This window comes from Pseudomonas oryzihabitans (assembly GCF_014522265.1).
GTDB classification, from domain to species: Bacteria; Pseudomonadota; Gammaproteobacteria; order Pseudomonadales; family Pseudomonadaceae; genus Chryseomonas; species Chryseomonas aestiva.
The window spans coordinates 1,877,703-1,900,659 of record NZ_CP017024.1 but is presented as its reverse complement, the minus strand read 5'-3'; the positions used below and the strand labels follow the sequence as shown (position 1 = coordinate 1,900,659).

At 65.4% G+C, this 22,957-nt stretch carries 24 protein-coding genes and 1 pseudogene; 16 read left to right on the top strand and 9 right to left on the bottom strand.

Annotated features, from left to right (window positions below; all coding sequences use genetic code 11):
- Window positions 1–7: 7 nt before the first annotated feature.
- The 4 genes from BGI51_RS08730 to BGI51_RS08715 form a co-directional block, all read right to left on the bottom strand.
- A complete protein-coding gene (locus BGI51_RS08730; protein ID WP_187980895.1) occupies window positions 8–766 on the bottom strand; it encodes a uroporphyrinogen-III synthase in 759 nt (252 codons plus the stop codon).
- A complete protein-coding gene (gene hemC, locus BGI51_RS08725; RefSeq protein WP_187980894.1) occupies window positions 763–1,701 on the bottom strand; it encodes a hydroxymethylbilane synthase in 939 nt (312 codons plus the stop codon). Before hemC ends, BGI51_RS08730 begins: the two co-directional genes overlap by 4 nt.
- Window positions 1,702–1,801: 100 nt before the next feature.
- Window positions 1,802–2,548 (bottom strand): LytR/AlgR family response regulator transcription factor, encoded by a 747-nt coding sequence (locus BGI51_RS08720; RefSeq protein ID WP_007161369.1) that lies wholly within the window; start codon window positions 2,546–2,548, stop codon window positions 1,802–1,804.
- 4 nt (window positions 2,549–2,552) lie between these two features.
- Window positions 2,553–3,629: a sensor histidine kinase gene (locus BGI51_RS08715; RefSeq protein ID WP_133860446.1), complete on the bottom strand. Its 1,077-nt coding sequence runs from the start codon at window positions 3,627–3,629 to the stop codon at window positions 2,553–2,555.
- A gap of 128 nt (window positions 3,630–3,757) precedes the next feature.
- Here BGI51_RS08715 and argH point away from each other — a divergent pair, with 128 nt between their 5' ends.
- On the top strand, window positions 3,758–5,152 hold the full coding sequence (argH, locus tag BGI51_RS08710; RefSeq protein WP_187980893.1) for an argininosuccinate lyase: 1,395 nt from the start codon (window positions 3,758–3,760) through the stop codon (window positions 5,150–5,152).
- Window positions 5,153–5,446: 294 nt separating this feature from the next.
- The gene (locus BGI51_RS08705; protein WP_252977246.1) at window positions 5,447–6,211 is read left to right on the top strand and encodes an endo alpha-1,4 polygalactosaminidase; all 765 of its coding nucleotides are present in this window, start codon (window positions 5,447–5,449) and stop codon (window positions 6,209–6,211) included.
- An 8-nt stretch (window positions 6,212–6,219) separates the two neighbouring features.
- Here BGI51_RS08705 and BGI51_RS08700 read toward each other — a convergent pair whose 3' ends face one another.
- Window positions 6,220–7,095: an NAD(P)-dependent oxidoreductase gene (locus tag BGI51_RS08700; protein ID WP_187980892.1), complete on the bottom strand. Its 876-nt coding sequence runs from the start codon at window positions 7,093–7,095 to the stop codon at window positions 6,220–6,222.
- Window positions 7,096–7,131: 36 nt separating this feature from the next.
- Window positions 7,132–8,115 (bottom strand): magnesium transporter CorA family protein, encoded by a 984-nt coding sequence (locus BGI51_RS08695; RefSeq protein ID WP_133860443.1) that lies wholly within the window; start codon window positions 8,113–8,115, stop codon window positions 7,132–7,134.
- Window positions 8,116–8,170: 55 nt separating this feature from the next.
- On the opposite strand from BGI51_RS08695, the gene BGI51_RS08690 reads away from it, so the two are divergent.
- Window positions 8,171–8,449 carry a hypothetical protein gene (locus BGI51_RS08690; RefSeq protein ID WP_187980891.1) on the top strand — a complete coding sequence of 93 codons (279 nt, stop codon included), beginning with the start codon at window positions 8,171–8,173 and terminating at the stop codon, window positions 8,447–8,449.
- On the opposite strand, the gene rnk is transcribed toward BGI51_RS08690, so the two are convergent.
- A complete protein-coding gene (gene rnk / locus BGI51_RS08685; protein WP_007161376.1) occupies window positions 8,446–8,829 on the bottom strand; it encodes a nucleoside diphosphate kinase regulator in 384 nt (127 codons plus the stop codon). The two genes, BGI51_RS08690 and rnk, sit on opposite strands and share 4 nt — an antisense overlap.
- A gap of 193 nt (window positions 8,830–9,022) precedes the next feature.
- The gene (cyaY, locus tag BGI51_RS08680; protein ID WP_187980890.1) at window positions 9,023–9,352 is read right to left on the bottom strand and encodes an iron donor protein CyaY; all 330 of its coding nucleotides are present in this window, start codon (window positions 9,350–9,352) and stop codon (window positions 9,023–9,025) included.
- Between the two features lie 170 nt (window positions 9,353–9,522).
- On the opposite strand from cyaY, the gene lptM reads away from it, so the two are divergent.
- From lptM to BGI51_RS23415, 7 genes and pseudogenes are all read left to right on the top strand, one after another.
- Window positions 9,523–9,648, top strand: coding sequence for an LPS translocon maturation chaperone LptM (lptM, locus tag BGI51_RS08675; protein WP_007161378.1), 126 nt, complete (start codon window positions 9,523–9,525; stop codon window positions 9,646–9,648).
- Window positions 9,649–9,657: 9 nt separating this feature from the next.
- Window positions 9,658–10,905 carry a diaminopimelate decarboxylase gene (lysA, locus tag BGI51_RS08670; RefSeq protein WP_133860441.1) on the top strand — a complete coding sequence of 416 codons (1,248 nt, stop codon included), beginning with the start codon at window positions 9,658–9,660 and terminating at the stop codon, window positions 10,903–10,905.
- Window positions 10,826–11,745 (top strand): annotated as a pseudogene (gene dapF / locus BGI51_RS08665) (diaminopimelate epimerase). Before lysA ends, dapF begins: the two are co-directional and overlap by 80 nt.
- Window positions 11,742–12,428 (top strand): DUF484 family protein, encoded by a 687-nt coding sequence (locus BGI51_RS08660; protein ID WP_007161381.1) that lies wholly within the window; start codon window positions 11,742–11,744, stop codon window positions 12,426–12,428. The pseudogene dapF and the gene BGI51_RS08660 overlap by 4 nt, the downstream one beginning before the upstream one ends.
- A 15-nt stretch (window positions 12,429–12,443) precedes the next feature.
- The gene (gene xerC / locus BGI51_RS08655) at window positions 12,444–13,337 is read left to right on the top strand and encodes a tyrosine recombinase XerC (RefSeq protein WP_187980889.1); all 894 of its coding nucleotides are present in this window, start codon (window positions 12,444–12,446) and stop codon (window positions 13,335–13,337) included.
- On the top strand, window positions 13,334–14,038 hold the full coding sequence (locus tag BGI51_RS08650) for an HAD family hydrolase (RefSeq protein ID WP_187980888.1): 705 nt from the start codon (window positions 13,334–13,336) through the stop codon (window positions 14,036–14,038). Before xerC ends, BGI51_RS08650 begins: the two co-directional genes overlap by 4 nt.
- Before the next feature lie 963 nt (window positions 14,039–15,001).
- Window positions 15,002–15,757: a hypothetical protein gene (locus BGI51_RS23415; RefSeq protein ID WP_252977245.1), complete on the top strand. Its 756-nt coding sequence runs from the start codon at window positions 15,002–15,004 to the stop codon at window positions 15,755–15,757.
- A 14-nt stretch (window positions 15,758–15,771) separates the two neighbouring features.
- On the opposite strand, the gene BGI51_RS23410 is transcribed toward BGI51_RS23415, so the two are convergent.
- Window positions 15,772–15,993, bottom strand: coding sequence for a hypothetical protein (locus tag BGI51_RS23410; protein ID WP_252977244.1), 222 nt, complete (start codon window positions 15,991–15,993; stop codon window positions 15,772–15,774).
- Window positions 15,994–16,044: 51 nt separating this feature from the next.
- On the opposite strand from BGI51_RS23410, the gene BGI51_RS23405 reads away from it, so the two are divergent.
- Genes BGI51_RS23405 through rfaH form a run of 6 tightly spaced genes read left to right on the top strand, consistent with a single transcriptional unit; the run spans window position 16,045 to window position 22,938 of the window.
- A complete protein-coding gene (locus tag BGI51_RS23405; protein WP_252977243.1) occupies window positions 16,045–16,380 on the top strand; it encodes a hypothetical protein in 336 nt (111 codons plus the stop codon).
- Between the two features lie 44 nt (window positions 16,381–16,424).
- Window positions 16,425–17,597: a DegT/DnrJ/EryC1/StrS family aminotransferase gene (locus BGI51_RS08640; RefSeq protein ID WP_133860436.1), complete on the top strand. Its 1,173-nt coding sequence runs from the start codon at window positions 16,425–16,427 to the stop codon at window positions 17,595–17,597.
- A gap of 19 nt (window positions 17,598–17,616) precedes the next feature.
- Window positions 17,617–19,152, top strand: a complete 1,536-nt coding sequence (locus BGI51_RS08635; RefSeq protein ID WP_187980887.1) for a lipopolysaccharide biosynthesis protein — start codon at window positions 17,617–17,619, stop codon at window positions 19,150–19,152.
- Between the two features lies 1 nt (window position 19,153).
- Entirely contained in the window at window positions 19,154–20,089 is a 936-nt protein-coding gene (locus BGI51_RS08630; protein ID WP_133860434.1) for a glycosyltransferase family 2 protein, read from the top strand.
- A gap of 57 nt (window positions 20,090–20,146) precedes the next feature.
- Window positions 20,147–22,360 carry a polysaccharide biosynthesis tyrosine autokinase gene (locus tag BGI51_RS08625; RefSeq protein ID WP_133860433.1) on the top strand — a complete coding sequence of 738 codons (2,214 nt, stop codon included), beginning with the start codon at window positions 20,147–20,149 and terminating at the stop codon, window positions 22,358–22,360.
- A 47-nt stretch (window positions 22,361–22,407) separates the two neighbouring features.
- On the top strand, window positions 22,408–22,938 hold the full coding sequence (gene rfaH / locus BGI51_RS08620; RefSeq protein ID WP_133860432.1) for a transcription/translation regulatory transformer protein RfaH: 531 nt from the start codon (window positions 22,408–22,410) through the stop codon (window positions 22,936–22,938).
- Window positions 22,939–22,957: the final 19 nt, after the last annotated feature.

The following is a 22,957-nucleotide window of genomic DNA, read 5'->3' as shown; positions in this document are numbered from 1 at the left end:
TGTAGGGTCAATCCGGATGGTGATGGGCAAGCGCGGCGATCAAGGCACTGGCGCTGGCGCCCTGGCACTCGATGATGAGTTCGCAGCCGCTGGCGCGAGCCAGTTCGGCAACACGGGCGCTGGGTACCAGCAGGGGATAACGGCGCACCGCGGGCCAATCCGCACCCGCACAGGCCTGCAGATGCGCGAAACCCTGCCCACTGCTGACCATGATGGCATTCAGGCGTTCCGCTGCCAGGGTCTCTAGGACCTGCCCTGCGGGGTACTGCGGGCACTGGCGGCGATAGAGTTCGAGCACCTCGACGCGGGCGCCGCGGGCGGTGAGGGTTTCGACCAGCAGGTCGCGGCCGCCCTCGCCGCGCAGAAGCAGCACCTCGGGCTCCGGGCGCTGCAGGGCTTCCTGCAAGGCCGGCAGCGCCAGCAGGCCTTCGCTGTCCTCACGCTGGGGGTGGTGCACCAGCAGCCCATAGTCTTCGAGCACGGCGGCGGTGGCCGCACCTACGGCGAACCAGGCCTGCAGCGGCGGTTGCGGCCAGTACTGATCGAGGGCGGCAAGACCCAGACGAGCCGCCGGTTTGCTCACCACCAGTACGGCGGCATAGCGATCGAGATCGAGCCAGAGCGAGCGCTGTGCGGGCGTTTCCGCCAGCGGCTGCAAGTCCAGCAAGGGCAGGCTGGCAGTGGCGATGCCCGCCTGGGCCAGGGCGGCGGCGAGCGGTGGATTCTCCTCCGCCGGCCGGGTCAGCAGCAGCCGCCAGCCGCTCATGATGCGCCGCTGGTCCCGTAGACGGCATCGAGGATGTCCTGGGCGCCCTGGGCGAGCAGGTCCTCGGCCACCGCCACGCCAAGGGTGGCGGGATCGTTCAGCGGGCCGCGGGCCTCGGCGCGCAGCAGCAGGCCGCCATCGGGCTGGCCGACCAGACCGCGCAGCCAGAGCAACTCGCCCTGCTGCACGGCATAGCAGGCGATAGGCACCTGGCAGCCGCCATTGAGACGGCGATTCAGGGCGCGCTCGGCAGCGACCCGGCGTTCGGTGTCGAAATGGTGCAGGGGTTCGAGCAGCGCATGGACCTCGGCATCGTCGGTCCGGCACTCGATGCCCACGGCGCCCTGGCCACCTGCCGGCAGGCTGTCCTCGACAGTCAGGTATTCACGGATGCGCGCGGCGAAGCCCAGGCGGATCAGTCCGGCGGCGGCCAGGATGATGGCGTCGTAGTTGTCGGCATCGAGCTTGGCCAGCCGGGTATTGACGTTGCCGCGCAGGAAGCGGATCTCGAGATCCGGGCGCAGGGCCAGCAACTGGGCCTGGCGCCTCAGGCTGGACGTCCCCACCACGCTGCCCCGGGGCAATTCGGCAAGACCGCTGTAGCGATTGGAGACAAAGGCATCGCGCGGGTCTTCCCGCTCGCAGATGGCGTACAGGCCGAGGCCTGCAGGAAACTCCATGGGGACATCCTTCATGGAGTGCACGGCGATGTCGGCGCTGCCGTCGAGCAGGGCGTTTTCCAGTTCCTTGACGAACAGGCCCTTGCCACCGATCTTGGCCAGCGGCGCATCGAGCAGCTTGTCTCCACGACTGATCATCGGCAGCAGGCTTACCCGCAGACCCGGATGCACCGCTTCGAGGCGATCTTTGACAAAGTTGGCTTGCCAGAGCGCCAGGGCACTCTGGCGCGTGGCGATACGAATTTCGCGGGGCATGGGCATTACCGGCACGTCAGGACGTCAGATTGCCGGCCATGATAGCAAATCGACCGGCGCCGCTTTCGCGCTGCGCACCGGTCGTCGGCCCTTGAACGTGTCAGATGCTGTGCATCAGGCGGCGCACACCGGCCACATGGCGGCGGCTGACGGTCAGGGCGTCGCCGTTCATGCCCTTGAGGAACAGCTGGAAGTGACCCAGGGGCGTCCGCTGCAACCGCTCGATGCGCTCGCGGGAAACCAGCGCATTGCGATGGATGCGCACGAAGCGCTCGCCGAATTCGTCTTCCAGCGCCTTGAGCGGCTCGTCCAGCAGCACTTCGCCGCCGGAATGCCTGAGGGTCACGTACTTGTGATCGGCGATGAAGTAGACCACGTCGTCCAGCGGGATCAGCTCGATGCCCTTGCGGGTGCGCGCGCTGATGTGGCTGCGCGGACCCGGGCCTCCACTGGCCGGCGGCTTGGTCAGGGCAGCCAGCTGCATCCGGTTGGGACGCTGGGCCTTGCTCAGCGCAGCGGCCAGGTCTTCCTGCCGCACCGGCTTGACCAGATAGCCCACGGCGCTGACCTGGAAGGCGTCGAGCGCGTATTCGTCGTGGGCGGTCACGAAGATCACCGCGGGCGGCGATTCGCGCTCGCAGAGTCGCGCGGCCACCTGCAGGCCGTCCAGACCCGGCATGCGGATGTCGAGCAGGACGATGTCAGGCTTGAGGTTTTCGACCAAAGCGAGGGCTTCCTCACCGTTGGTGGCTGTTGGCTCCAGGGCGGTATAACCGTCCAGTTGCCCCACCAGACGGGCCAGACGCTCGCGCGCCAAGGGTTCGTCATCGACGATCAGGACATTCATAAGCTCAGGCTTCCCGCATGAGTCGCTCGCATGGATAGCGAAGAGACGTTGTATGCCGCTGGTCGCGGCGTTCGATTTTGAGACTCGCAGCTGGTCCGAAAAGTGCCGTCAATCGCGCCTCGATATTGCTTAAAGCTTGACGGGTGCCCTTGGGTGGGCGTGGCTGCTGCTCCACCTCCGGGTCATAGGGATTGCTGATGACCAGTTCGAAGACCCCGTCCCGGTAGGTGGCGAAGATGGTCACCAGGCCGCCTTCGATGCGCGGCGCGACGCCATAGATCAGGGCGTTTTCCAGCAGCGGCTGCAGCGTCAGCTGGGGAATCGGCAGGTCCGCCGGCACTCCGTCCACGTCCCACTGCAGCTGCAGGCGATCGCCCAGGCGCAGGCGCTCGATCTCCAGATAACGCCGCGACAGTTCCAGCTCCTCGGACCAGCGTACCCGGCTGCCCGGCTGGGCCAGGCTGGCGCGAAACAGCGCCGACAGGTCCAGCACCGCACGTTCGGCCTTGTCGGCGTCCAGGGCGACCAGGCTGGCGATGCTGTTCAGGCTGTTGAACAGGAAATGCGGGCGGATGCGCGCCTGCAGCGACTCGATGCGCGCCTGCAATTCGGCCTGCTGCTGGCGGCGCCACTGGCTCTGCAGCCAGAAGTAGCGCAGCAGCAGCATGGACATGATCAGGGCGATCAGCGCGTGCCTCATGTACAGCCGCACCTCGCCGACCCGCTGCAGCGGTCCGGCCAGCTGCAGCCAGTCGGCCACCAGGGTGCAGAGCAGCGTCAGGGCCACCACGATGGCGCAGCAGAAGCCGCCCGCCACCACCGGTCGATGGCGTGCCAGCCAGGGCCGCAGGCGACAGAGCAGCGCCGCCGACAGCAGCACGATCCACTGCACGAACAGCGACACCAGCGCCAGGCGGATCCAGTTGAACTGCAGGGTGAAGGGCTCTGCCAGCACCAGGACGAGCACCAGCAGCTCGGCCAGCACCACCAGCACGAGCAGGGCTTCCGGTTCGCAGAGCGCCGGGACGAAGAAGTCGTCGACCTTGACCGGTCGGGGAGTTTTGCGGCGTTCGAGTATCATGGAGGCAGTGTGGGTCAGATACCACTCGTCGGCAAGTCGGCTCCGTTGAATCGGGCCGGCGCCCGCTCGGGACTGCTATCATCGGCCCCTTCTCATCCTTACCGACAAGCCCAGCAGCAGGCCGATCCATGAGCAGCGAAAAAACCAACCAGTCCTGGGGCGGACGCTTCAGCGAACCCGTCGACGCCTTCGTCGCCCGCTTCACCGCCTCGGTGGACTTCGACAAGCGCCTCTATCGCCACGATATCCTCGGCAGCCAGGCCCATGCCCGCATGCTGACCCAGGCCGGGGTGCTCAGCGAAGCCGAGCGCGACGCCATCGTCGCCGGGCTGGACGAGATCCGCGGCGAGATCGAGGCCGGCACCTTCGAGTGGCGCGTCGACCTGGAAGACGTGCACATGAACATCGAGGCGCGCCTGACCGAGCGCCTGGGCGTGGTCGGCAAGAAGCTGCACACCGGACGCAGCCGCAACGACCAGGTGGCCACCGACATCCGCCTGTGGCTGCGTGACGAGATCGACGCCATCCTCGTCGAGCTCAACCGTCTGCAGGAAGGCCTGCTGCAACTGGCCGAGACCGAAGCCGATACCATCATGCCCGGCTTCACCCACCTGCAGACCGCGCAACCGGTGACCTTCGGCCACCACCTGCTGGCCTGGTTCGAGATGCTTTCCCGCGACCACGAGCGCCTGGTCGACTGCCGCAAGCGTGTCAACCGCATGCCCCTGGGCAGCGCCGCGCTGGCCGGCACCACCTACCCCATCCAGCGCCAGGTCACCTGCGAACTGCTGGGCTTCGAGGCCATTGGCGGCAATTCCCTGGACGGGGTCTCGGATCGCGACTTCGCCATCGAATTCTGCGCCGCGGCCTCCCTGGCGATGATGCACCTGTCGCGCTGCTCCGAAGAACTGGTGCTCTGGACCAGCGCCCAGTTCCAGTTCATCGACCTGCCCGACCGCTTCTGCACCGGCTCCTCGATCATGCCGCAGAAGAAGAACCCGGACGTCCCCGAGCTGGTGCGCGGCAAGACCGGCCGGGTGTTCGGCGCCCTCACCGGCCTGCTGACCCTGATGAAGGGCCAGCCGCTGGCCTACAACAAGGACAACCAGGAAGACAAGGAACCGCTGTTCGACGCCGCCGACACCCTGCGCGACTCCCTGCGGGCCTTCGCCGACATGGTCCCGGCCATCAAGCCCAGGCGCGAGATCATGCGCGAGGCGGCCCGCCGTGGCTTCTCCACCGCCACCGACCTCGCCGACTACCTGGTGCGCAAGGGCCTGCCCTTCCGTGACTGCCACGAGATCGTCGGCCACGCGGTCAAGTACGGCGTGGACAGCGGCAAGGACCTGGCCGAGATGAGCCTGGACGAACTGCGGCGCTTCAGCGACCAGATCGAGCAGGACGTCTTCGCCGTTCTGACCCTGGAAGGTTCGGTCAATGCTCGCGACCATATCGGCGGTACCGCCCCGGCCCAGGTCCGCGCCGCCGTGCAACGCGGTCGCGCGCTGCTGGCCCAGCGCTGATCCGGCCACTGCGCTGCTCGCTCGCAGCTCCGCGGGCGGGCGTGCAAGCCGCCGGCCGAAGACCCCGCCCCTGCCGCTCATCGGCAGGGCGAACGGGTGTAAGGGCTCACTCCACCGTCGAGCAGGCGCCTGAGCCGAAGACAAGGGCTCTAGGCCAGGGCTCTCTGCGCAAGGGGGCCGGAAAGCCGGTCAGACGACGGCCGACCAGCCGTTGATAGGTACGACGACTGGCGCTCAGGACTGCGACCCGGCAGCCGATACTGGAGACTTGACCAGCCGTTCGAGTCAAGTCTCATGCGCCTTTCAGCCTGTTCCATCCTGCTTTGCGGAATGTTCGCCGCGGCTTCCAGCCAGGCCGCCCTGCCACCACCGCTGCCACAGACGCTCACCTGGCATGTCCAGCTGAACGGCGTGCTGCAAAAGCCCAATCGCACCCTCTACGACATCGATCTCTATGACACCAGCAAGACGGTGATCGCCAACCTGAAGGGCAATGGGAAGACGGTGATCTGCTATTTCAGCGCCGGTACCTGGGAGGACTGGCGGCCCGACGCCGCGCTCTATCCCAAGGCCGCCCTGGGCAAGGCGCTGGACGCCTGGCCGGGCGAACGCTGGCTGGATATCCGCCGTGCCGACGTCCGCGCCTTGCTGGCCAAGCGGCTGGACCTGGCGGTGCAGAAGGGTTGCCAGGGCGTGGATCCGGACAACGTCGACGGCTTCAGCAATCCCAACGGTCTCAAGCTGACCAAGGCCCAGCAGCTGGACTTCCTCAACTGGCTGGCTGACGAGGCGCACAGGCGCAGTCTGCTGGTGGGTCTGAAGAACGCCGTGGACCTGGTGCCGAACCTCTACGGCAAGTTCGACTTCGCCCTCAACGAGAGCTGCTACGACTACGCCGAGTGCAACGCCTACAGCTACTTCCGCACCCAGAAGAAACCGGTGATGATCATCGACTATGGCCTCTACAGCACCAAGCGCTGCAGCCAGGCCAAGACCTCGGGCTACAACCTGCAGTTCTACCCGCTGTCGCTGGCGGCGCTGGGCACCGCCTGCAAGTAGGCAGGCGCTCAGTCGAGCCCGGCCTTCTTGTGCGACCTCTGTCCCAGCGCGATCCAGTCCAGATCGCCCTCGCCTTGGGCAACGGCCTCCAGCAAGTTGTCTCTCAGGACACTGGCGAAGGGTAGCGGTACCGCCTTTTCCTGACCGGCCGCCAGGGCCAGGCCGACGTCCTTGAGTCCCAGGCTGAGCTTGAAGGCCGCCGGCGAGAACTTTCGCTCGGTCAGCAGGCGGCCGTAGTTCTGGTACACCGGCGCGGCGAACAGGGTGCTGGTGAGGATATCCAGCAGCGCCGCGGGCTCTACGCCATAGCTGCGCGCCAGGGCGGTACTTTCGCCCATGGTCTCGATGGCGCTGGCGATCATAAAGTTGCCGGCGATCTTGACCACATTGGCCTGCCGCGGCTCCGTGCCCACCGGCCAGGTCTTGCGCCCCAGGACGTCGAGCAGTGGTTGGACGCGCTGGATCGCTTCGGGCTCGCCCGCCACCACGATGTTGAGTTGGCCACTGGCGGCCACGTCGGTGCGCCCGAACACCGGCGCCGCCACATAACCCACGCCCGCCTCGGCATGGCGCGCGACCAGTTCGTCGACCAGGGCCACCGACAGGGTGGCCATGCTGACGTGGACCAGTCCGGCCCGTGCCTGCTGCAGGGCGCCGCTGTTGAGGATCACCTCGCGAGTGGCGGCGTCGTTGGCCAGGATGCTGAAGACCACCTCCACGTCGAAGGCCTCCGCCGGCGTCGCTGCCGCGCGGGCACCCTGCCCGACCAGAGCCTGGACCGGCTCCGGAGAGCGATTCCAGACCACCATCTCATGGCCCGCCTTGAGCAGATTGGCGGCCATGCCCTGGCCCATGCCACCCAGACCGATGAATCCGATACGCATAGCTTTGCCTCCTCGAGGTGCGATGGATGCCGCCGGCTACAGCCAGCGGCGAAACTTGAACCAGGCATAGGGAATCAGCGCCGAGACCACCATGGCGCCCAGCGCCAGCGGATAGCCGAAATGCCAGTCCAGCTCCGGCATGACCTTGAAGTTCATGCCGTAGATGGTGCCCACCAGGGTCGGTGGCAGGAACAGCACCGAGGCGATGGTGAACACCTTGACGATGTTGTTCTGCTCCACGCTGATCAGGCCCAGGGTGGCGTCGAGCAGAAAGCCGATCTCGCCGTTCATCTTGGCCTGGTAATCGCTCAGCGAGCGGACGTCGCGTTCCAGCGTCTTGAACCAGGTCTTGGCCGTGCCGGAGATCCAGGTGGCACCCGCGCGCCGCAGGTAGGAAACGATGCGATTGATGCCCAGCAGACTCTCGCTGAGCTGCGCCAGCAGCTGGTTGCTGCGACCGAGCTGCTTGACGATGGATTGCAGGTCGGTCTTCGGCTGCTTGGCCTGATGGGGGTCCAGGGGTTCGCGAAACACCGCCTTGGCCAGGCGATTGAGATGCGCCTGTACCGATTCGAGGATGTCGGCCACGCGGTCCACCAGGCTGTCCAGCAGCGAGGCGAAGATGACATCGCTGCGGCAGTGCTGGCTCGCCTGCTGCTGGGCCTTGCCGAGAAAGGTCTTGAAGGCGGCCAGTTCGGCGTAGCGCACCGTCACCAGCCACTCGGGCGTCAGCACGAAATTGACCACCGAGGCCTGCGGCTGATGCTCGCTGAAGCCGCTGACCACGGTGGTGGTCAGGTGCAGGGCCTGGTCGGTCTGATAGAGTCGCGAGGATTCCTCGATCTCGGCGATTTCTTCCCGGGTGGGGATGTCCATCGCCAGTGCCTGCTCCAGATAGCGCTCTTCCGCCTCACTGGGATCGAGCAGATCGACCCAGAGCAGATCCGCGGGCAGCGGGTCTCCCGGCGACAAGGGCTGCGCGACCAGCTCGTCGGCGGACAGGCGATAGCAGGTGATCATCGAGAAGACTCCAGGCCAGAATCAGGGGTCGCACTGTAACAAAAGGTATCCAGACATGATTGACCACGCCGATGACGAAGAATCCTTCGTGTCCTCCCATCTGATCGAAGCGGTGGAGAACCAGCTCGCCGCTGGCCAGCCGGATTATGTCCAGGCCGTGCTCAACAAGCTGACCCTGGTCGGCTACGAGCGCGAAGAGGCCGTGCTGCTGATGGCCCAGGCGCTGTCCTACGAAATCGCCGCCATGCTCGACGCCGATCGCCCCTTCGACGGCGCCCACTACGAGCGCCTGCTACGGGCTCTACCGGAACTGCCCGAGGTCGCGGACGACTAGGCCTCGGCCGGCTCCAGCGCCAGCAGTTCCACCTGCTGCTCCTTGCCGCCGGGTACCGGCCAGCTGAGGTGCTCGCCGGGCGTCGCGCCGAGCAGCGCGCTGCCGGCCGGCGCCAGCACCGAGACCCGCCCCTCGCCACCAGCGTCCTCCGGATAGACCAGCACCACCTGGTACTCCTTGCCGGTATCGGTCTCGCGGCAACGCACCCGCGAATTCATGGTGACCACCGCACCGATCTCCTCGGGCGCCACTACCCGCGCCTGGGCCAGTTCCTCGTCCAGGGCCTCGGCCACGGGCCCGAATTCGGGCAGGGCGTCGAGCAGCCTTTCGAGACGGGGCAGATCGACGGCGGAAACGGTAATGGGCGATGCATGGCGCATGGCGGACTCCTGGAGGACAAGACGGTGCGATCCCCACCGCGCGAGGCGGCCGGACCACCGGAGATGACGGGCGGCGGGCGCCCAGCGGGAAGCCGCTTGGAGGCGGCAAAAGAAAACGGCGCTCGAAAGGCGCCGTCAGGTCACGCTAGCACAGGGGTCTTGGCAGCGGTCAAGCCGCACCGACCGCAGGTCGTTACACCCCGGGCAGGGCGACGCTCTCGCCGGTCTGCTCAAGGGTCACCCGCACCAGCAGCGCACCGAGGGTCTCGGACGAGGTGTCGCAGATCCAGCTCTGGCCATCCCAGTCGAAGTGATAGCCACCCGACCGCGCCGCCACCCAGAGCTGCACCAGCGGGGGCTGGCGGCTGAGGATGACCTGGCTGCCGTTGTCGAACTTGATCGTCAGCACGCCACCGGCATTTTCCAGATCGAGGTCCAGCCCGCTGTCGTCATAGGCGTCTTCGACCTGGCGCTGGGTCTGGTCGACGAGGTGATGGAATTGCGCTTCGCTGAGCCGGCTCATGACGATCCTCGAAAGAAGGGAAACAATCGCCGCACGGTAGCGGGCCGCCCAGATGGCGTCCAGTCGCAGCTGTTGCCGGCAGCTGCGCTTCAGCCATCCGGGCGTGTCAAAGAGTCGCTCAACCCCGTTATACTCGGTGCAATATCATCTTTTCGCATAGGTTTAGCGTCATGAAGCGCCTGTCTCTCCTCTTCATCGCCTGCGCCTGCCTGCTGGCCGGCTGCGGTCAGAAAGGCCCGCTGTACCTGCCCGACGACCAGAAAGCCGCCAAAGAACACCGCCACGACGTGTTCTAGGGAGCCACCATGGAAGTCTTCGCTGTCCGTGCAGGTGAACTGCATGCGGAAGGGGTAGCCCTGAGCGCTGTGGCGCAGGAATTCGGCACCCCCGCCTACGTCTATTCGCGAGCGCACATCGAGGGGCAGTACCGTGCCTATACCGATGCGCTGGCCGGTCTGCCGCACCTGGTCTGCTTTGCGGTCAAGGCCAACTCCAACCTCGGCGTGCTCAATGTCCTGGCCCGCCTCGGCGCCGGCTTCGACATCGTTTCCCGTGGCGAACTGGAACGCGTCCTGGCCGCCGGTGGCGATCCGCGCCGGGTGGTGTTCTCCGGGGTCGGCAAGACCCGTGACGACATGCGCCGCGCCCTGGAAGTGGGCGTGCACTGCTTCAACGTCGAATCCACCGACGAGCTGGAACGGCTGCAACAGGTGGCCGCGGAGCTGGGTGTGGTCGCGCCGATCTCGTTGCGGGTCAATCCCGATGTCGACGCCGGTACCCACCCCTACATCTCCACCGGTCTCAAGGAAAACAAGTTCGGCATCGACATCGCCGACGCCGAGGCGGTCTACGCCCGCGCCGCCGAGCTGCCGAATCTGCAGATTCTCGGGGTGGATTGCCACATCGGCTCCCAGCTCACCACCCTGCCGCCCTTCCTCGATGCCCTCGACCGCCTGCTGGCGCTGATCGATCGCCTCGCCGAGCGCGGTATCGTCCTGCGCCACCTGGACCTCGGCGGCGGCCTGGGCGTGCGCTATCGCGACGAGCAGCCGCCGCTGGCCGGCGACTACATCCAGGCCATCCGCGAACGCATCGTCGGGCGCAACCTGACCCTGGTGTTCGAACCCGGCCGCTTCATCGTCGCCAACGCCGGCATCCTGCTGACCCGCGTGGAATACCTCAAGCACACCGCCCACAAGGATTTCGCCATCGTCGACGCGGCGATGAACGACCTCATCCGCCCGGCGCTGTACCAGGCCTGGATGGCGGTGGAGCCGGTGACCGCGCGCGAGGGCGACGCCCGCCGCTACGACCTGGTCGGTCCCATCTGCGAGACCGGCGACTTCCTCGCCAAGGACCGCGAGCTGGTCCTGGCCGAAGGCGATCTGCTGGCCATCCGCTCCGCCGGGGCCTATGGCTTCACCATGAGTTCCAACTACAACACCCGTGGCCGTGCGGCCGAGGTGATGGTGGATGGCGACCAGGCGCACCTGGTCCGTCGGCGCGAGACGCTGGAAGAACTCTTCGCAGGCGAGAGCCGGCTGCCGGCCTGAGGGGAGTTCCATGCAACTGCGCTTCACCAAGATGCACGGTCTGGGCAACGACTTCATGGTCCTCGACCTGATCAGCCAGCACGCGCACATCCAGCCCAAGCACGTTCGTCTGTGGGGTGACCGCAAGACCGGTGTCGGCTTCGACCAGCTGCTGATCGTCGAGACCCCCAGCACCCCGGACGTGGACTTTCGCTATCGCATCTTCAACGCCGATGGCTCCGAGGTCGAACAGTGTGGCAACGGTGCCCGCTGCTTCGCCCGCTTCGTCTTCGACAAGCGCCTGACGGTCAAGAAGCAGATCCGCGTCGAAACCAAGAACGGCATCATCGAGTTGCACCTCAAGGGCGATGGCATGGTGCGCGTCGACATGGGGCACCGCGCCTGCAGGCAGCCGAGATTCCCTTCATCGCCGAGGCGGAGACGCTGAGTCATGCCATCCAGGTCGAGGGCGAGACGGTCGAGCTGGCGGTGGTCTCCATGGGCAATCCCCATGGCGTGCTGCGGGTCGCCGACGTCGACCAGGCACCGGTGCTCACCCTCGGTCCCAAGCTGGAGTGCCATCCGCGCTTTCCGCAAAAGGCCAACATCGGCTTCCTGCAGATCATCGACGCCCAGCGCGCCCGCCTGCGGGTCTGGGAACGGGGCGTCGGCGAAACCCGTGCCTGCGGCACCGGCGCCTGCGCCGCCGCCGTGGCCGGGATCCGCCAGGGCTGGCTGAAATCGCCGGTCAGCATCGAATTGCCGGGCGGTCTGCTCAACATCGAGTGGGACGGCGTCGGTCAATCGGTGCTCATGACCGGTCCGGCCACCCGTGTCTACGAAGGCCAGGTAAGAGTATGAGCGACACCCCCGAACTGACCGCGGACCAGGTCGCCGACTGGCTGCTGGATCATCCGCACTTCTTCGCCGATCGCGAAGAGCTGCTGGCGGAGATGCGCGTCCCCCACCAGCGGGGCACCGCCATCTCCCTGGTCGAGCGGCAACTGGGTCTGCTGCGCGATCGCAATGGCGAGATGCGCCATCGCCTCACCCACCTGATGGACGTGGCGCGGGACAACGACCGGCTGTTCGACAAGACCCGGCGGCTGATCATCGGCCTGCTCGACGCCAACAGCCTCGAAGAGGTGATAGGCACCGTCGAGGACAGCCTGCGCCATGAATTCAAGGTGCCCTACGTCGGCCTCATCCTGTTCCACGAGCATCCCCTGCCGGTCGGCCGCAGCGTCACGCCCGCCGAAGCACAAAAGGTGATCGGCGGCCTGCTGGGCGGCGAGAAGACCACCAGCGGTGTCCTGCGCGCCCACGAACTGGCCTTTTTGTTCGGCGATTCGGCCAAGGAAGAGGTCGGCTCCGCGGCTGTCGCCGCCCTCTCCCATCAGGGTCTGCATGGCGTCCTGGCGATCGGCAGCCCCGATCCCCAGCACTATCGCAGTAGCCTGGGCACGCTGTTCCTGAGCCACGTGGCGGAAGTCCTGGCGCGGGTACTGCCGCGCTTTCCCGTCCCCTTGCGTACGGTGCGCTGAGCCCGGGAGCGGAGCATGCAGGTCCAGCTCGATGCCTATCTCGACCACCTGCGGCTGGAGCGTCAGGTTTCGCCCCACACGCTCGACGGCTACCGGCGCGACCTGCGCAAGCTGCTGACCTTCGTCGAAGCCGAAGGCCTGAGCGACTGGGGCGGCCTGGACAGTCGCCGCCTGCGCGCCCTGATCGCCCAGCTGCACCGGGCCGGCGCCTCCAGTCGCAGCCTGGCGCGGCTGCTGTCGGCCTGCCGCGGCTTCTATCTCTACCTGATCCGCGAAGGCCACTGCAGCCAGGATCCGGCCCATGGACTCACGCCCCCCAAGGCACAGAAGGCCCTGCCCAAGGTGCTCGACGTCGACCGCTCCATGCAGCTGCTCGATGGCGCCGTGGAGGACGACTTCCTCGGCCTGCGTGATCAGGCGCTGCTGGAACTCTTCTACAGCTCCGGACTGCGCCTCTCCGAGCTGGTCGGACTGGATCTCGCGGACGTGGACCTGGTCCAGGGGCTGGTCCAGGTGCGCGGCAAGGGCAACAAGGAGCGGGTGCTGCCCATCGGCAGCAAGGCCCGGGACGCCCTGGAGGCCTGGCTCAAGGTCCGGCTGCAGGCCGCACCGCGCGACGACGCCCTGTTCATCGGCCAGCGCGGCCTGCGCCTGACGCCCCGCGCGGTACAGTTGCGGGTGCGCGAGGCCGGCGTGCGCGAACTGGGCCAGCACCTGCATCCGCACATGCTCAGGCACAGCTTCGCCAGCCACATGCTCAGCGCCTCCGGCGATCTGCGCGCGGTGCAGGAATTGCTCGGCCACGCCGACATCGCCACCACCCAGATCTACACCCACCTGGACTTCGGCCAGCTCGCCGAGGTCTATGACAAGGCGCACCCCCGCGCCAAGCGCAAGGCCAGCCGATGACGATTCGCCTCGTGACCTTCGACCTCGACGATACCCTCTGGGAAATCGCGCCGGTCATCCATTCCGCCGAAGCCCTGCTGCGTGACTGGTTCGCCGCCTCCGCACCGCGGCTGGGCAGCGTTCCGGTCGAGCATCTCTGGGCGATCCGCGATCACCTGCTGCAGCAGGACGCCGGTCTCAAGCACCGGGTCAGCGAAATGCGCCGCCGGGTCATCCATCAGGCGCTGCTCGATGCCGGCTATGTCGAGCCCGAGGCTGCCCAGCTGGCCGAGGCGGGCTTCGCGGTCTATCTGGCCGCTCGTCAGCAGGTCACCCTGTTCGACGACGTCCACCCCACCCTGGAGCGCCTCGCCGATCGCTATACCCTGGGGGTGCTGACTAATGGCAATGCGGATGTGCAGACCATCGGCCTGGCCGACTATTTCCGCTTTGCCCTGAATGCCGAGCAGCTGGGCGTCGGCAAACCCGACCCCACGCCTTTCCGCGAGGCCCTGCGTCTCACCGGCATCGCGGCCGACGCCACCGTGCACGTGGGCGACAACCCCGTGGACGATGTCGCCGGCGCCCAGCGCGCCGGTATCCGCGCCGTCTGGTTCAACCCCTTGCAGAACCCCTGGCAGGGTCCTGGCAAGCCGGATGCGGAGATCCGCAGTCTGAGCGAACTTCCCTCCCTGTTGGAAGGCTGGTCAGGCCGGCCGTAAAGTCAGTAATACCAAATGCTGAACGGCTGATTTTTCGTGCTCGCCGGTCGTCTACTAGGCCCCTGGGTTTTGTTAACCAATCGCCAAAATATTCGTCACACTTATCGACCTCGACAGCAGAAGCTTTGCGACCCCCTTCACCAAAAGCCGCGGGGCTGGGCGATTTTTTGCCAAGCACACCTCATTTGGCCGCCGATTCCTTGATAACAACAGCGCCGATAGCCGTCTCGCTGGCCGGATTTCCCCTCCGGACCTCGCGTTGACAGTGCTAACCCTTTTGACAATCATTGCGACAAGTTCGAAGTAGCGCTGGGATTGCGCGCTGAACCAGCCGCCGTTCAGGTCAGGGAAGACAGCATTACCTCCCCCCTCCTCTGCGTCTCGCCGATGGCTTCTCAAGTCCCTGCTCAAACATTGTCAGGTCTTGATATCGGTAAATAACCCTCTGTTCATCCCGTCCAGGTGCAAACCCGTGCGGTAGCCATGTCCCAACCGGACTGGTTACCACCCAAGTCACGGCAAACCTGTGCGGTAGCCATGCCCGGTGCTGGACAGAAGGGGACGATCACCGTGCCAGCGAGCACCTGCAGGACTACAGGGATGTCACCCGAGCGGGACTTAATTCTTTTTACCCAGGCAACTTCAACCCTGCCCACAGCAAGCCGGCAAGTGGCTCAGCCAGGCCAACTTCGGCCTGCCCCCGTCATCGACGGCCTGGCCCGGTTTAGTTTGGAAAGTGCTTGGCAGACAGCTTCGAGCAAGTTCTCTTACTTCTGCTGCCGACACGGGCGGATTAATTATTGGCAAGGGTTAAAACAGGTACTGACCGACATTCATCAGACGGTCATTAAGTCAATAAAGATTAAAACGATCCGCTGCATTTTTTGCTGACTGCCGGGCACTGTGAAAGCCAGTTTCAATCACGTTAATTGCGCCTTGAAGGCGCACAGAGAGGATGCCCCGATGGCAAGGAATGATCTATCGGAATCGACATTAGGATGTCTAATTGGCGGTGCCGGTCCGGCAGGCCTGGGATTCCTGTTCAATGCCATCAAGCGCGGTGCTCTGGAGCAACTTGCCCAGGCCGGCACCATCATCGTCGATGCCGGGACCGAACTCGGTGCCGGCAAGCTGGGTGACTATCAGATCATCGCCAACTCGGTGAGCGACGTCTTTCTGGACTGCCTGCGCGATCCGCTGCTGGCGCCCATCCTGGCCCCGCTGCAAGCATCCCCGACCTTTCGCCACCTCAAGCTGAATTCCCAGGAAGCACCGGCGCTGCCCATCGTCGGCCAGCTCTTCCAGCAGGCCGCCGGCCTGGTCCTGCCCTGGCTCGAACGCCAGTACGGCATCCCCACCTGGCGCCAGACCCGCATCACCGAAGTGACCTGCGAAGGTTCGAGCTATGTCGTCTGGCTGGAACAGGCCGGCGCCATCCGCCGCGTCCGCACCTCCAGCCTGGTGCTGAACCTGGGCGGCAAGCAGACCCGCCACAGCTTCGAAGAAAGCATCCAGGTCATGGGCCTGCAGCTGCCCCAGAGTGCCTCGATCGACAGCTCCGACAATCTGCTGCGCCTGCAACCCGAAGCCCTGCGCCAGCGCTATCGGGCCCGCCTCAAGGATGGCGGTCCGATCTGCGTGGTCGGGGTTCTCACAGCGCCTTCTCCGCCCTCGACAACCTGGCCAGCGCCCTGCACCACGATGGTCTGCGCGAACTGACCCTGGTCCATCGCTCACCGATCCGGCTGTTCTACGAGACCGCCGCCGAAGCCCTGGCCGCCGGCTACGCCTTCGATCCGCTGCAGGACATCTGCCCCATCTCCAAGCGGGTCAACCGCTCCGGCGGACTGCGCTACCGCGCCCACGAGATCGGCCGCCAGGTCCTTGCCGGTCAGGGCATCGGCGGTACCCCGGTCAAGGTCAAGACGCTGCAACTGGATGGCAGCGCCGAACAACTGGCCAACGCCCAGACGCTGTTCGACAGCGCCGCCCTGCTGGTGCAGGGCATGGGTTACCAGCCCGTCGTGCCCGAGCTGCGCTGCCAGGACGGCCGTCCGCTGACCCTGCGCACCCTGCGCGGCGGTCTGGACTCCGATGCCGCCGGCAGCCCGCTGGACCAGCACGGCCAGCGCCTCAAGGGCCTGCACCTGTTCGGCCTGGGCTCGGGATTGGCAGTGGATCCCCGCCTGGGGAGCGAGGCGTCCTTTTCCGGACGCATCTACGGGGTCTGGCAGTTCCACAACGATGCCAGTCGCGAGGCCCTGGAGTCGGTTCTGGAACGTCTGGACAAGCCCGGCGCCGCCTTCCGGCAACCGGCCAGTCCGGTCGCCGAACACGCTTGACCGAACCGACACGTATCAAGGACTCGATAAGCAGGTACCGGATCATGATCAATGTGACCAAGCCCTACCTTGGCGATAAGGAACGCTTCAAGGCGTATATCGACAAGATCTACGCCAACAACTGGATCACCAACCAGGGCCCTCTGCACGCTCAGCTCGAAGAGCGTCTGCGCGACTACCTGGGCGTCAGAAACATCATCCTGGTCAACAACGGTACCCTGGCCCTGCAGGTCGCCTACCGCGCCCTGGGCCTGACCGGCAGCGCCATCACCACGCCGTTCAGCTTCGTCGCCACCACCAGCACCCTGCACTGGGAAGGGATCCGGCCGGTGTTCGCCGACATCCATCCGGAAACCTGGAACCTGGATCCGGCCAACGTCGAAGCCGCCATCGAGCACGACACCTCGGCCATCGTCGCCACCCACGTGTTCGGCAATCCCTGCGATGTGCGCGGCCTGCAGCAGGTCGCCAACCGCCACGGCCTGAAGGTCGTCTACGACGGCGCCCATGCCTTCGGCACCCTGTTCGAAGGCCGCTCGGTCCTGCAGTGGGGCGACATCACCACCGTCAGCTTCCACGCCACCAAGCTGTTCCACACCATCGAAGGCGGCGCGATCATCACCGAAGACGACGAGCTCGCCGAGCGCGTCCGCCGCATGATCAACTTCGGCATCGTCGATGCCGAGCGCATAGAAGGCGTGGGCATCAACGCCAAGCTCAACGAGGTCTCCGCGGCCATGGGGCTGTGCATCCTCGACGAGCTGGAAGACATCCTGGCCCGCCGCGCCGTCATCGGTCAGCACTATGAGAGACGCCTGCAAGGCGCCTTCGACCTGCAGCGGCCCACCTACGGCACCCAGCTGAACTACAGCTACTTCCCGGTGGCCCTGCGCGACGAGCCGAGTCTGCTGGATACCAAGAAGGCGCTGAACGCCGTCGGCATCAATCCGCGCCGCTACTTCTATCCGTCGCTGGAAACCCTGGACTACCTGCAGCCCCAGGCGATCAAGCCGGTCTCGCGCAAGCTGAGTCACCGCATCCTCTGCGTGCCACTCTACCCGGACCTGCCGCAGGCGACCCAGGACCTGCTGATCGACACCCTGCTCCTCGCGCAGCAGAAAAAGACCAGCATGGAATCCCTGCGGGCACTCATCACCCCGGCACAGCTGCTGCCGAGCTGGGATTTTCCCGGCGACTCCTCTCCTGCTCTAACTTGACCCTGGCCCGCTATCTCCCATGACCAGTCCCGCGAAAGTGTCGGTGTTGCGCAACACCCTGATCAACTATGCCGGCCAAGCCTATGCGCTGCTGATCGGCATCTTGATCCAGCCGATGTATCTCGGTCATCTGGGTGCCGAAACCTATGGTCTGATCGGCTTCTTCGCCGTGCTGCAGACCTGGCTGCAACTCCTCGACGTCGGCATTTCCGCGTCCCTGGTGCGCGATGTCGCCCATGGCCGTGGCCAGACCGGCGCCGGGCGCACCCGCGGCCAGCTGCTGCGCTCGCTGGAATTCATCTTCATCCCCCTGGCGACCCTGGCCTTTGTCGCCATCGAGCTGAACTCGGAGTGGATGGCGGGTCACTGGCTCAACGTCCAGGGGCTGCCCACCGAGACCGTGGCCCACTGCATCGGCCTGATGGGGCTGATGATCGCCTTCCGCCTGCTGTCGACGCTGTACAAGAGCGGCGTCCAGGGGGTCGAGCTGCACGGCTGGCTGAATCTGGTCAATGTGCTGATCGCCACCGTCCGCTACTTCGGCGGCCTGATCCTGGTGATGTGGATTTCCCAGGAGCCGCTGGACTTCTTCGTGTTCCAGGCCTTCGTCGCCGTGTTCGAGATGCTGGTCTATGCGCTCAAGGCCTATCGCCTGCTGCCCAACCCCACCTGGTGGAGCGGCTTCGACTGGCAGCGGGTCAAGCCCATCGTGCCCTTCGCCCTGAGCATGTCCTTCACCTCGATCCTGTGGATCGCCCTGACCCAGCTCGACAAGCTGGTGCTGTCCAAGGCGCTGCCCCTGGCCGAGTACGGCTACTTCAGCCTGGTGGCGCTGATCTCCACCGGCATCGTCACCCTGACCAACCCGCTGGTACAGGCCCTGCTGCCGCGCATGACGGTGCTGGTGTCCCAGGACAAACCGCTCGAACTGGAACGGCTCTATCGCAACGCGGCGCGCTTCGCCTTCGCCATCCTGCTGCCGCTGGCGGCCATGGTGGCCTTCCATGGCGAGGCGCTGGTCTTTGCCTGGACCGGCGACAAGGTCTCCGCCCACTGGAGCGAGCCGATCCTGTTCTGGTACGCCCTGGGCTCGGCGCTGCTCGCCCTGAGCCAGTTCCAGTTCTATCTGCAGTACGCCTACGGCAAGTTGCGCCTGCACGTCTGGTACAGCCTGGTATCCGCGGCCATCTCGGTGCCCATCGTGATCCTGGTGGTCCTGCACTACGGCGCCTATGGCGCAGCGCTGGCCTGGTTCTTCATGCGCCTGATCCCCTTCGTGATCTGGCCGATGATCGTCCACGGCCGCTTCGCGCCGAATCTGCAGCGCTACTGGAACCAGGACCTGCTGGTGGCCGTGGTGGTGACCGCCCTCGGCGTGGGCCTGAGCAAGCTGCTGTACCAAGAGATTCAACCGCAGGAGCGGTTCGCCATCCTGGCCACCCTCGCCCTGGGCGGTGGCCTGACCCTGGTGCTGATGGCGCTGAGCTACGTGCTCTGTTCTCCGAAACAGACCCGCTCGCGCCTGTTTTCCCAACTCTACAAAGCAGGTATCTGACATGGACGCTCGGACCGAAGCAGAGATCATGAAGAACTGGCCGACGAATTGCAGTCGGCCGGTCGCCAGCATCGTCTGCCTGACCTTCAACCATCGCGAGTACATCGGCCAGGCCATCGACGGCTTCCTGCGCCAGCAGACCGATTTTCCTTTCGAGATCATCGTCAACGACGACGCCTCGACCGATGGCACCCGGGAAATTCTCAAGGACTACGAGAGTCGCTATCCCCGGCTGATCCGCCTGATCCTGCAAAAGGAAAACCAGTACAGCCAGGGCAAGCCCTATGGCATGCCGGTGTTCCAGCACGCCCGCGGCGACTACATCGCCTACTGCGAAGGCGACGACTACTGGAACGATCCGCGCAAGCTGCAGCTGCAGGTGGACTTCCTGGAGAACAACCGGGACTACGCCCTGACCTTCCATGCGTCCTATGCCTTCAACAGCAAGGGGATCGTCAATCCGCAGCGGTTCGGTGGCCAGGATCACTACGACCGCAGCGAAACCGACCTGAAGAAGGCGCTGCCGCTGTCCACCCTGACCGCCTGCTTCCGCAATGTCCTGCGGGAACTGCCGCCGGAGCTGGAAACCGCTGCGCTCATGGACATCGTCTGGTGGTCGCTGCTCGGTGCCCACGGCAAGGGCAAGTTCATGGACGAGATCCGCCCCGCCGCCTACCGCGTGCACGAGGGCGGGATCTTTTCCATGCGTGCCAGCCAGAAGCGCCTGCAGATGGATCTCCACACCCAGTACTGCCTGGCCAACTACTACTACCGGCTGGGCGAGCGCGACCTGCATGTCTTTTTCCTGCGCCAGGTCCTGAGTCTTTCGCTGTCCTCGATTCCACCGACGCAGAAGGTCAAGGCGCTTCTGCGGGCGGTAAGCAACATCACCCTCAACATCGGCCGACGCTTCGCCCCCAAACGCGTCACCTACTGAACTTACACAGAGCAGTTTTCCGGCTGCCAGGTATCCAGCTAAAAGGAAGGGACCCCAATGACCGTCATGCAGCGCTCTTCGTTCGAACAACACGAAGAACAACATCTGGATCTCAAGACGATGGCCCTCACGCTTCTTGACCACAAGAAGCTGATCGCGGGCATCACCGCAGGCTTTCTGGCCGTGGGCATCGCCTACGCCGTGCTGTCCACCCCGCAGTACGTCGCCGGGGCGATGATCCAGATCGAACCCAAGAAGAATGCGCTCACGGCGGTTGCCGAGACCGTGGTGCGACCCAATTCGGCCTCGCCGGCCGTGGCCGAGATCGAGCTGCTGAAGTCGCGCGCGGTGCTGACCAAGACCGTGGAAAACCTGCGCCTGGACATCGAGGCCAAGCCGCGCTTCTTCCCGCTGATCGGCCACTACCTGTGGCGCCACTACGAAGCCGAGAAGCCAGGTCAGCTGGCGGACAGCTGGCCGCAACTGCGCGGCTTCGCCTGGGGCGGCGAGCAGATCGACGTCTTCCAGTTCGACGTCCCGGACGACATGTACGGCGAGACCCTGACGGTGGTCGCCGGCAGCAACGGTCGCTATCGCCTGCTGGACAAGGACAAGCAGCCGCTGCTCGACGGCCAGGTCGGCCAGATGGCCGCCGGTAACGGCTATCGCATGCAGATCAAGACCCTGACCGCGCGCCCCGGCACCGAATTCAAGGTGACCCGCAATCGCGTCATCACCACCGCGCAGCTCTATCAGAATCGCATCAAGACCAGTGAAGCCGGCAAGGAGTCGGGGATCATCTACCTGTCCCTGGCGGACGAGAATCCCGACCTGGCTAAGAGCGTCCTGTCCGAGATCAGCCGCCTGTACGTCATGCAGAACGTCGAGCGCAGCTCGGCGGAAGCCGCCCAGCGCCTGGACTTCCTGCGCGGCCAGCTGCCGGCGGTGCGCAAGGATCTGGAAAGCGCCGAAGCGGCCCTGAACAACTATCAGACCAACAGCCGCTCCGTGGACATCAGCCTGGAAACCAAGGCCGTCCTGGACAAGATCGTCACCCTCGACACCTCCATCTCCCAGCTCAAGCTCAAGCAGGCCGAATACGATCGCCTCTATACCCGCGATCACCCCAGCTACAAGACCCTGCTGAACCAGCTCGCCCAGCTGGAAGTGGAAAAACGCAGCCTGCAGCGCAAGGTGGAAGCCCTGCCCAGCACCCAGCAGGAACTGCTGCGCCTGAACCGCGACATGAAGGTCACCAACCAGACCTATCAGCTGCTGCTGAACCAGGCCCAGGAACAGGACATCATCCGCGCCGGCACCATCGGCAACGTGCGCCTGGTCGACAACGCCGACGTCAACCTCGACGAGCCGGCCACCAATCGCAAGATCGCGCTGATCCTGTCGCTGCTGCTGGGTCTGGTGACCTCCGTGGTGGTGGTCTTCGTCCGCCAGGCCTTCCAGAAGGGCATCGAGAATCCCGACACCGTCGAACAGATCGGCCTGCCGGTCTATTCCACCCTGCCCTTCACCAAGGACCAGGAGCGCCTGAATCGTCGCCTGAAGAAGAAGACCCGTACCGGCGAACCCAACCTGCTGAGCGTGGTGCAACCGGCCAACCTGGCGGTGGAATCCCTGCGCAGCCTGAGATCCAGCCTGCACTTCGCCATGCTGGAAGCCAAGAACCGGGTGATCATGATTTCCAGCCCGACCCCGGGCGTCGGCAAATCCTTCGTCTCCAGCAACCTCGCCACCGTGGTCGCCCAGTCGGGTCAGCGCGTGCTGCTGATCGACGCCGACATGCGCAAGGGCTATCTGCATCGCGTGTTCGGCCTGCAACCGCAAGCCGGCCTGTCCGAACTGCTGACCGGTCGCAGCAAGCTGCGTGAAACCATCGTGCCGAGCGGTATCGCCCAACTGGACATCATCAGCTGTGGCCAGGCCGCGCCGAACCCCTCGGAGCTGCTGATGCACGCCAACTTCTCCCGTCTGCTGGACGAAGTGGGCAGCCTCTACGACCTGGTGATCATCGATACCCCGCCGATCCTGGCGGTGACCGATGCCGCCCTGGTGGGTCGCCTCGCCGGCACCACCCTGCTGGTCACCCGTTTCGGTCAGAGCACCCTCAAGGCGGTGGAGAACTCCCGTCGTCGCTTCGCCCAGAACGGCATCACCATCAAGGGCGCCATCCTCAACGGCGTGCAGCGCAAGGCCTCGACGTCCATGGAAGACGATGGCGTCTACGGCTACTACGAATACGGCCCCCGTACCTGATACGTCGCTCCGCCGCACCTGACTGCCCCTAGAGAAGGAACTCGCCCATGACGCTCGCCCATCCCGCCGGTCACTGGTATCTGGTGCAGACCAAGCCCAATCAGGAAGTCCGCGCCGAAGAAAACCTGAGCAGACAGGGTTACGTCTGCTTCCGGCCCCAGCGCGAGCGCAAGGCCTCCGGCAGAAGTCGCGCGAGCGGCAGCGAGTCGCTGTTCCCGGGGTATCTGTTCATTCAGCTCAACGACGTGAACGACAACTGGTACCCCATCCGCTCGACGCGCGGCGTCAATCGGATCGTCAGTTTCGGCACCCAGCCGACGGCCGTGAGCGAAGGCATCATCGACGACATCCGCCAGCGCCTCGCCGCGCTGGCGGAACCTGCACCCAGCCATCAGCCCGGTGAGACCGTGCGGGTGCAGTACAGCCAGGAGCTGGAAATGGACGCCGTGTTCCTGAGTGCCGATGGCAACGAGCGGGCCATCATCCTGCTGCGCATCCTGCAACGCGAACAACGGGTCAGCGTCGCTCTTGATCAACTGTCGGCAGTCGCCACCGTCAACCAGCGGCTGCGCGCCTGACCAAGAACTGTAAGGCCCT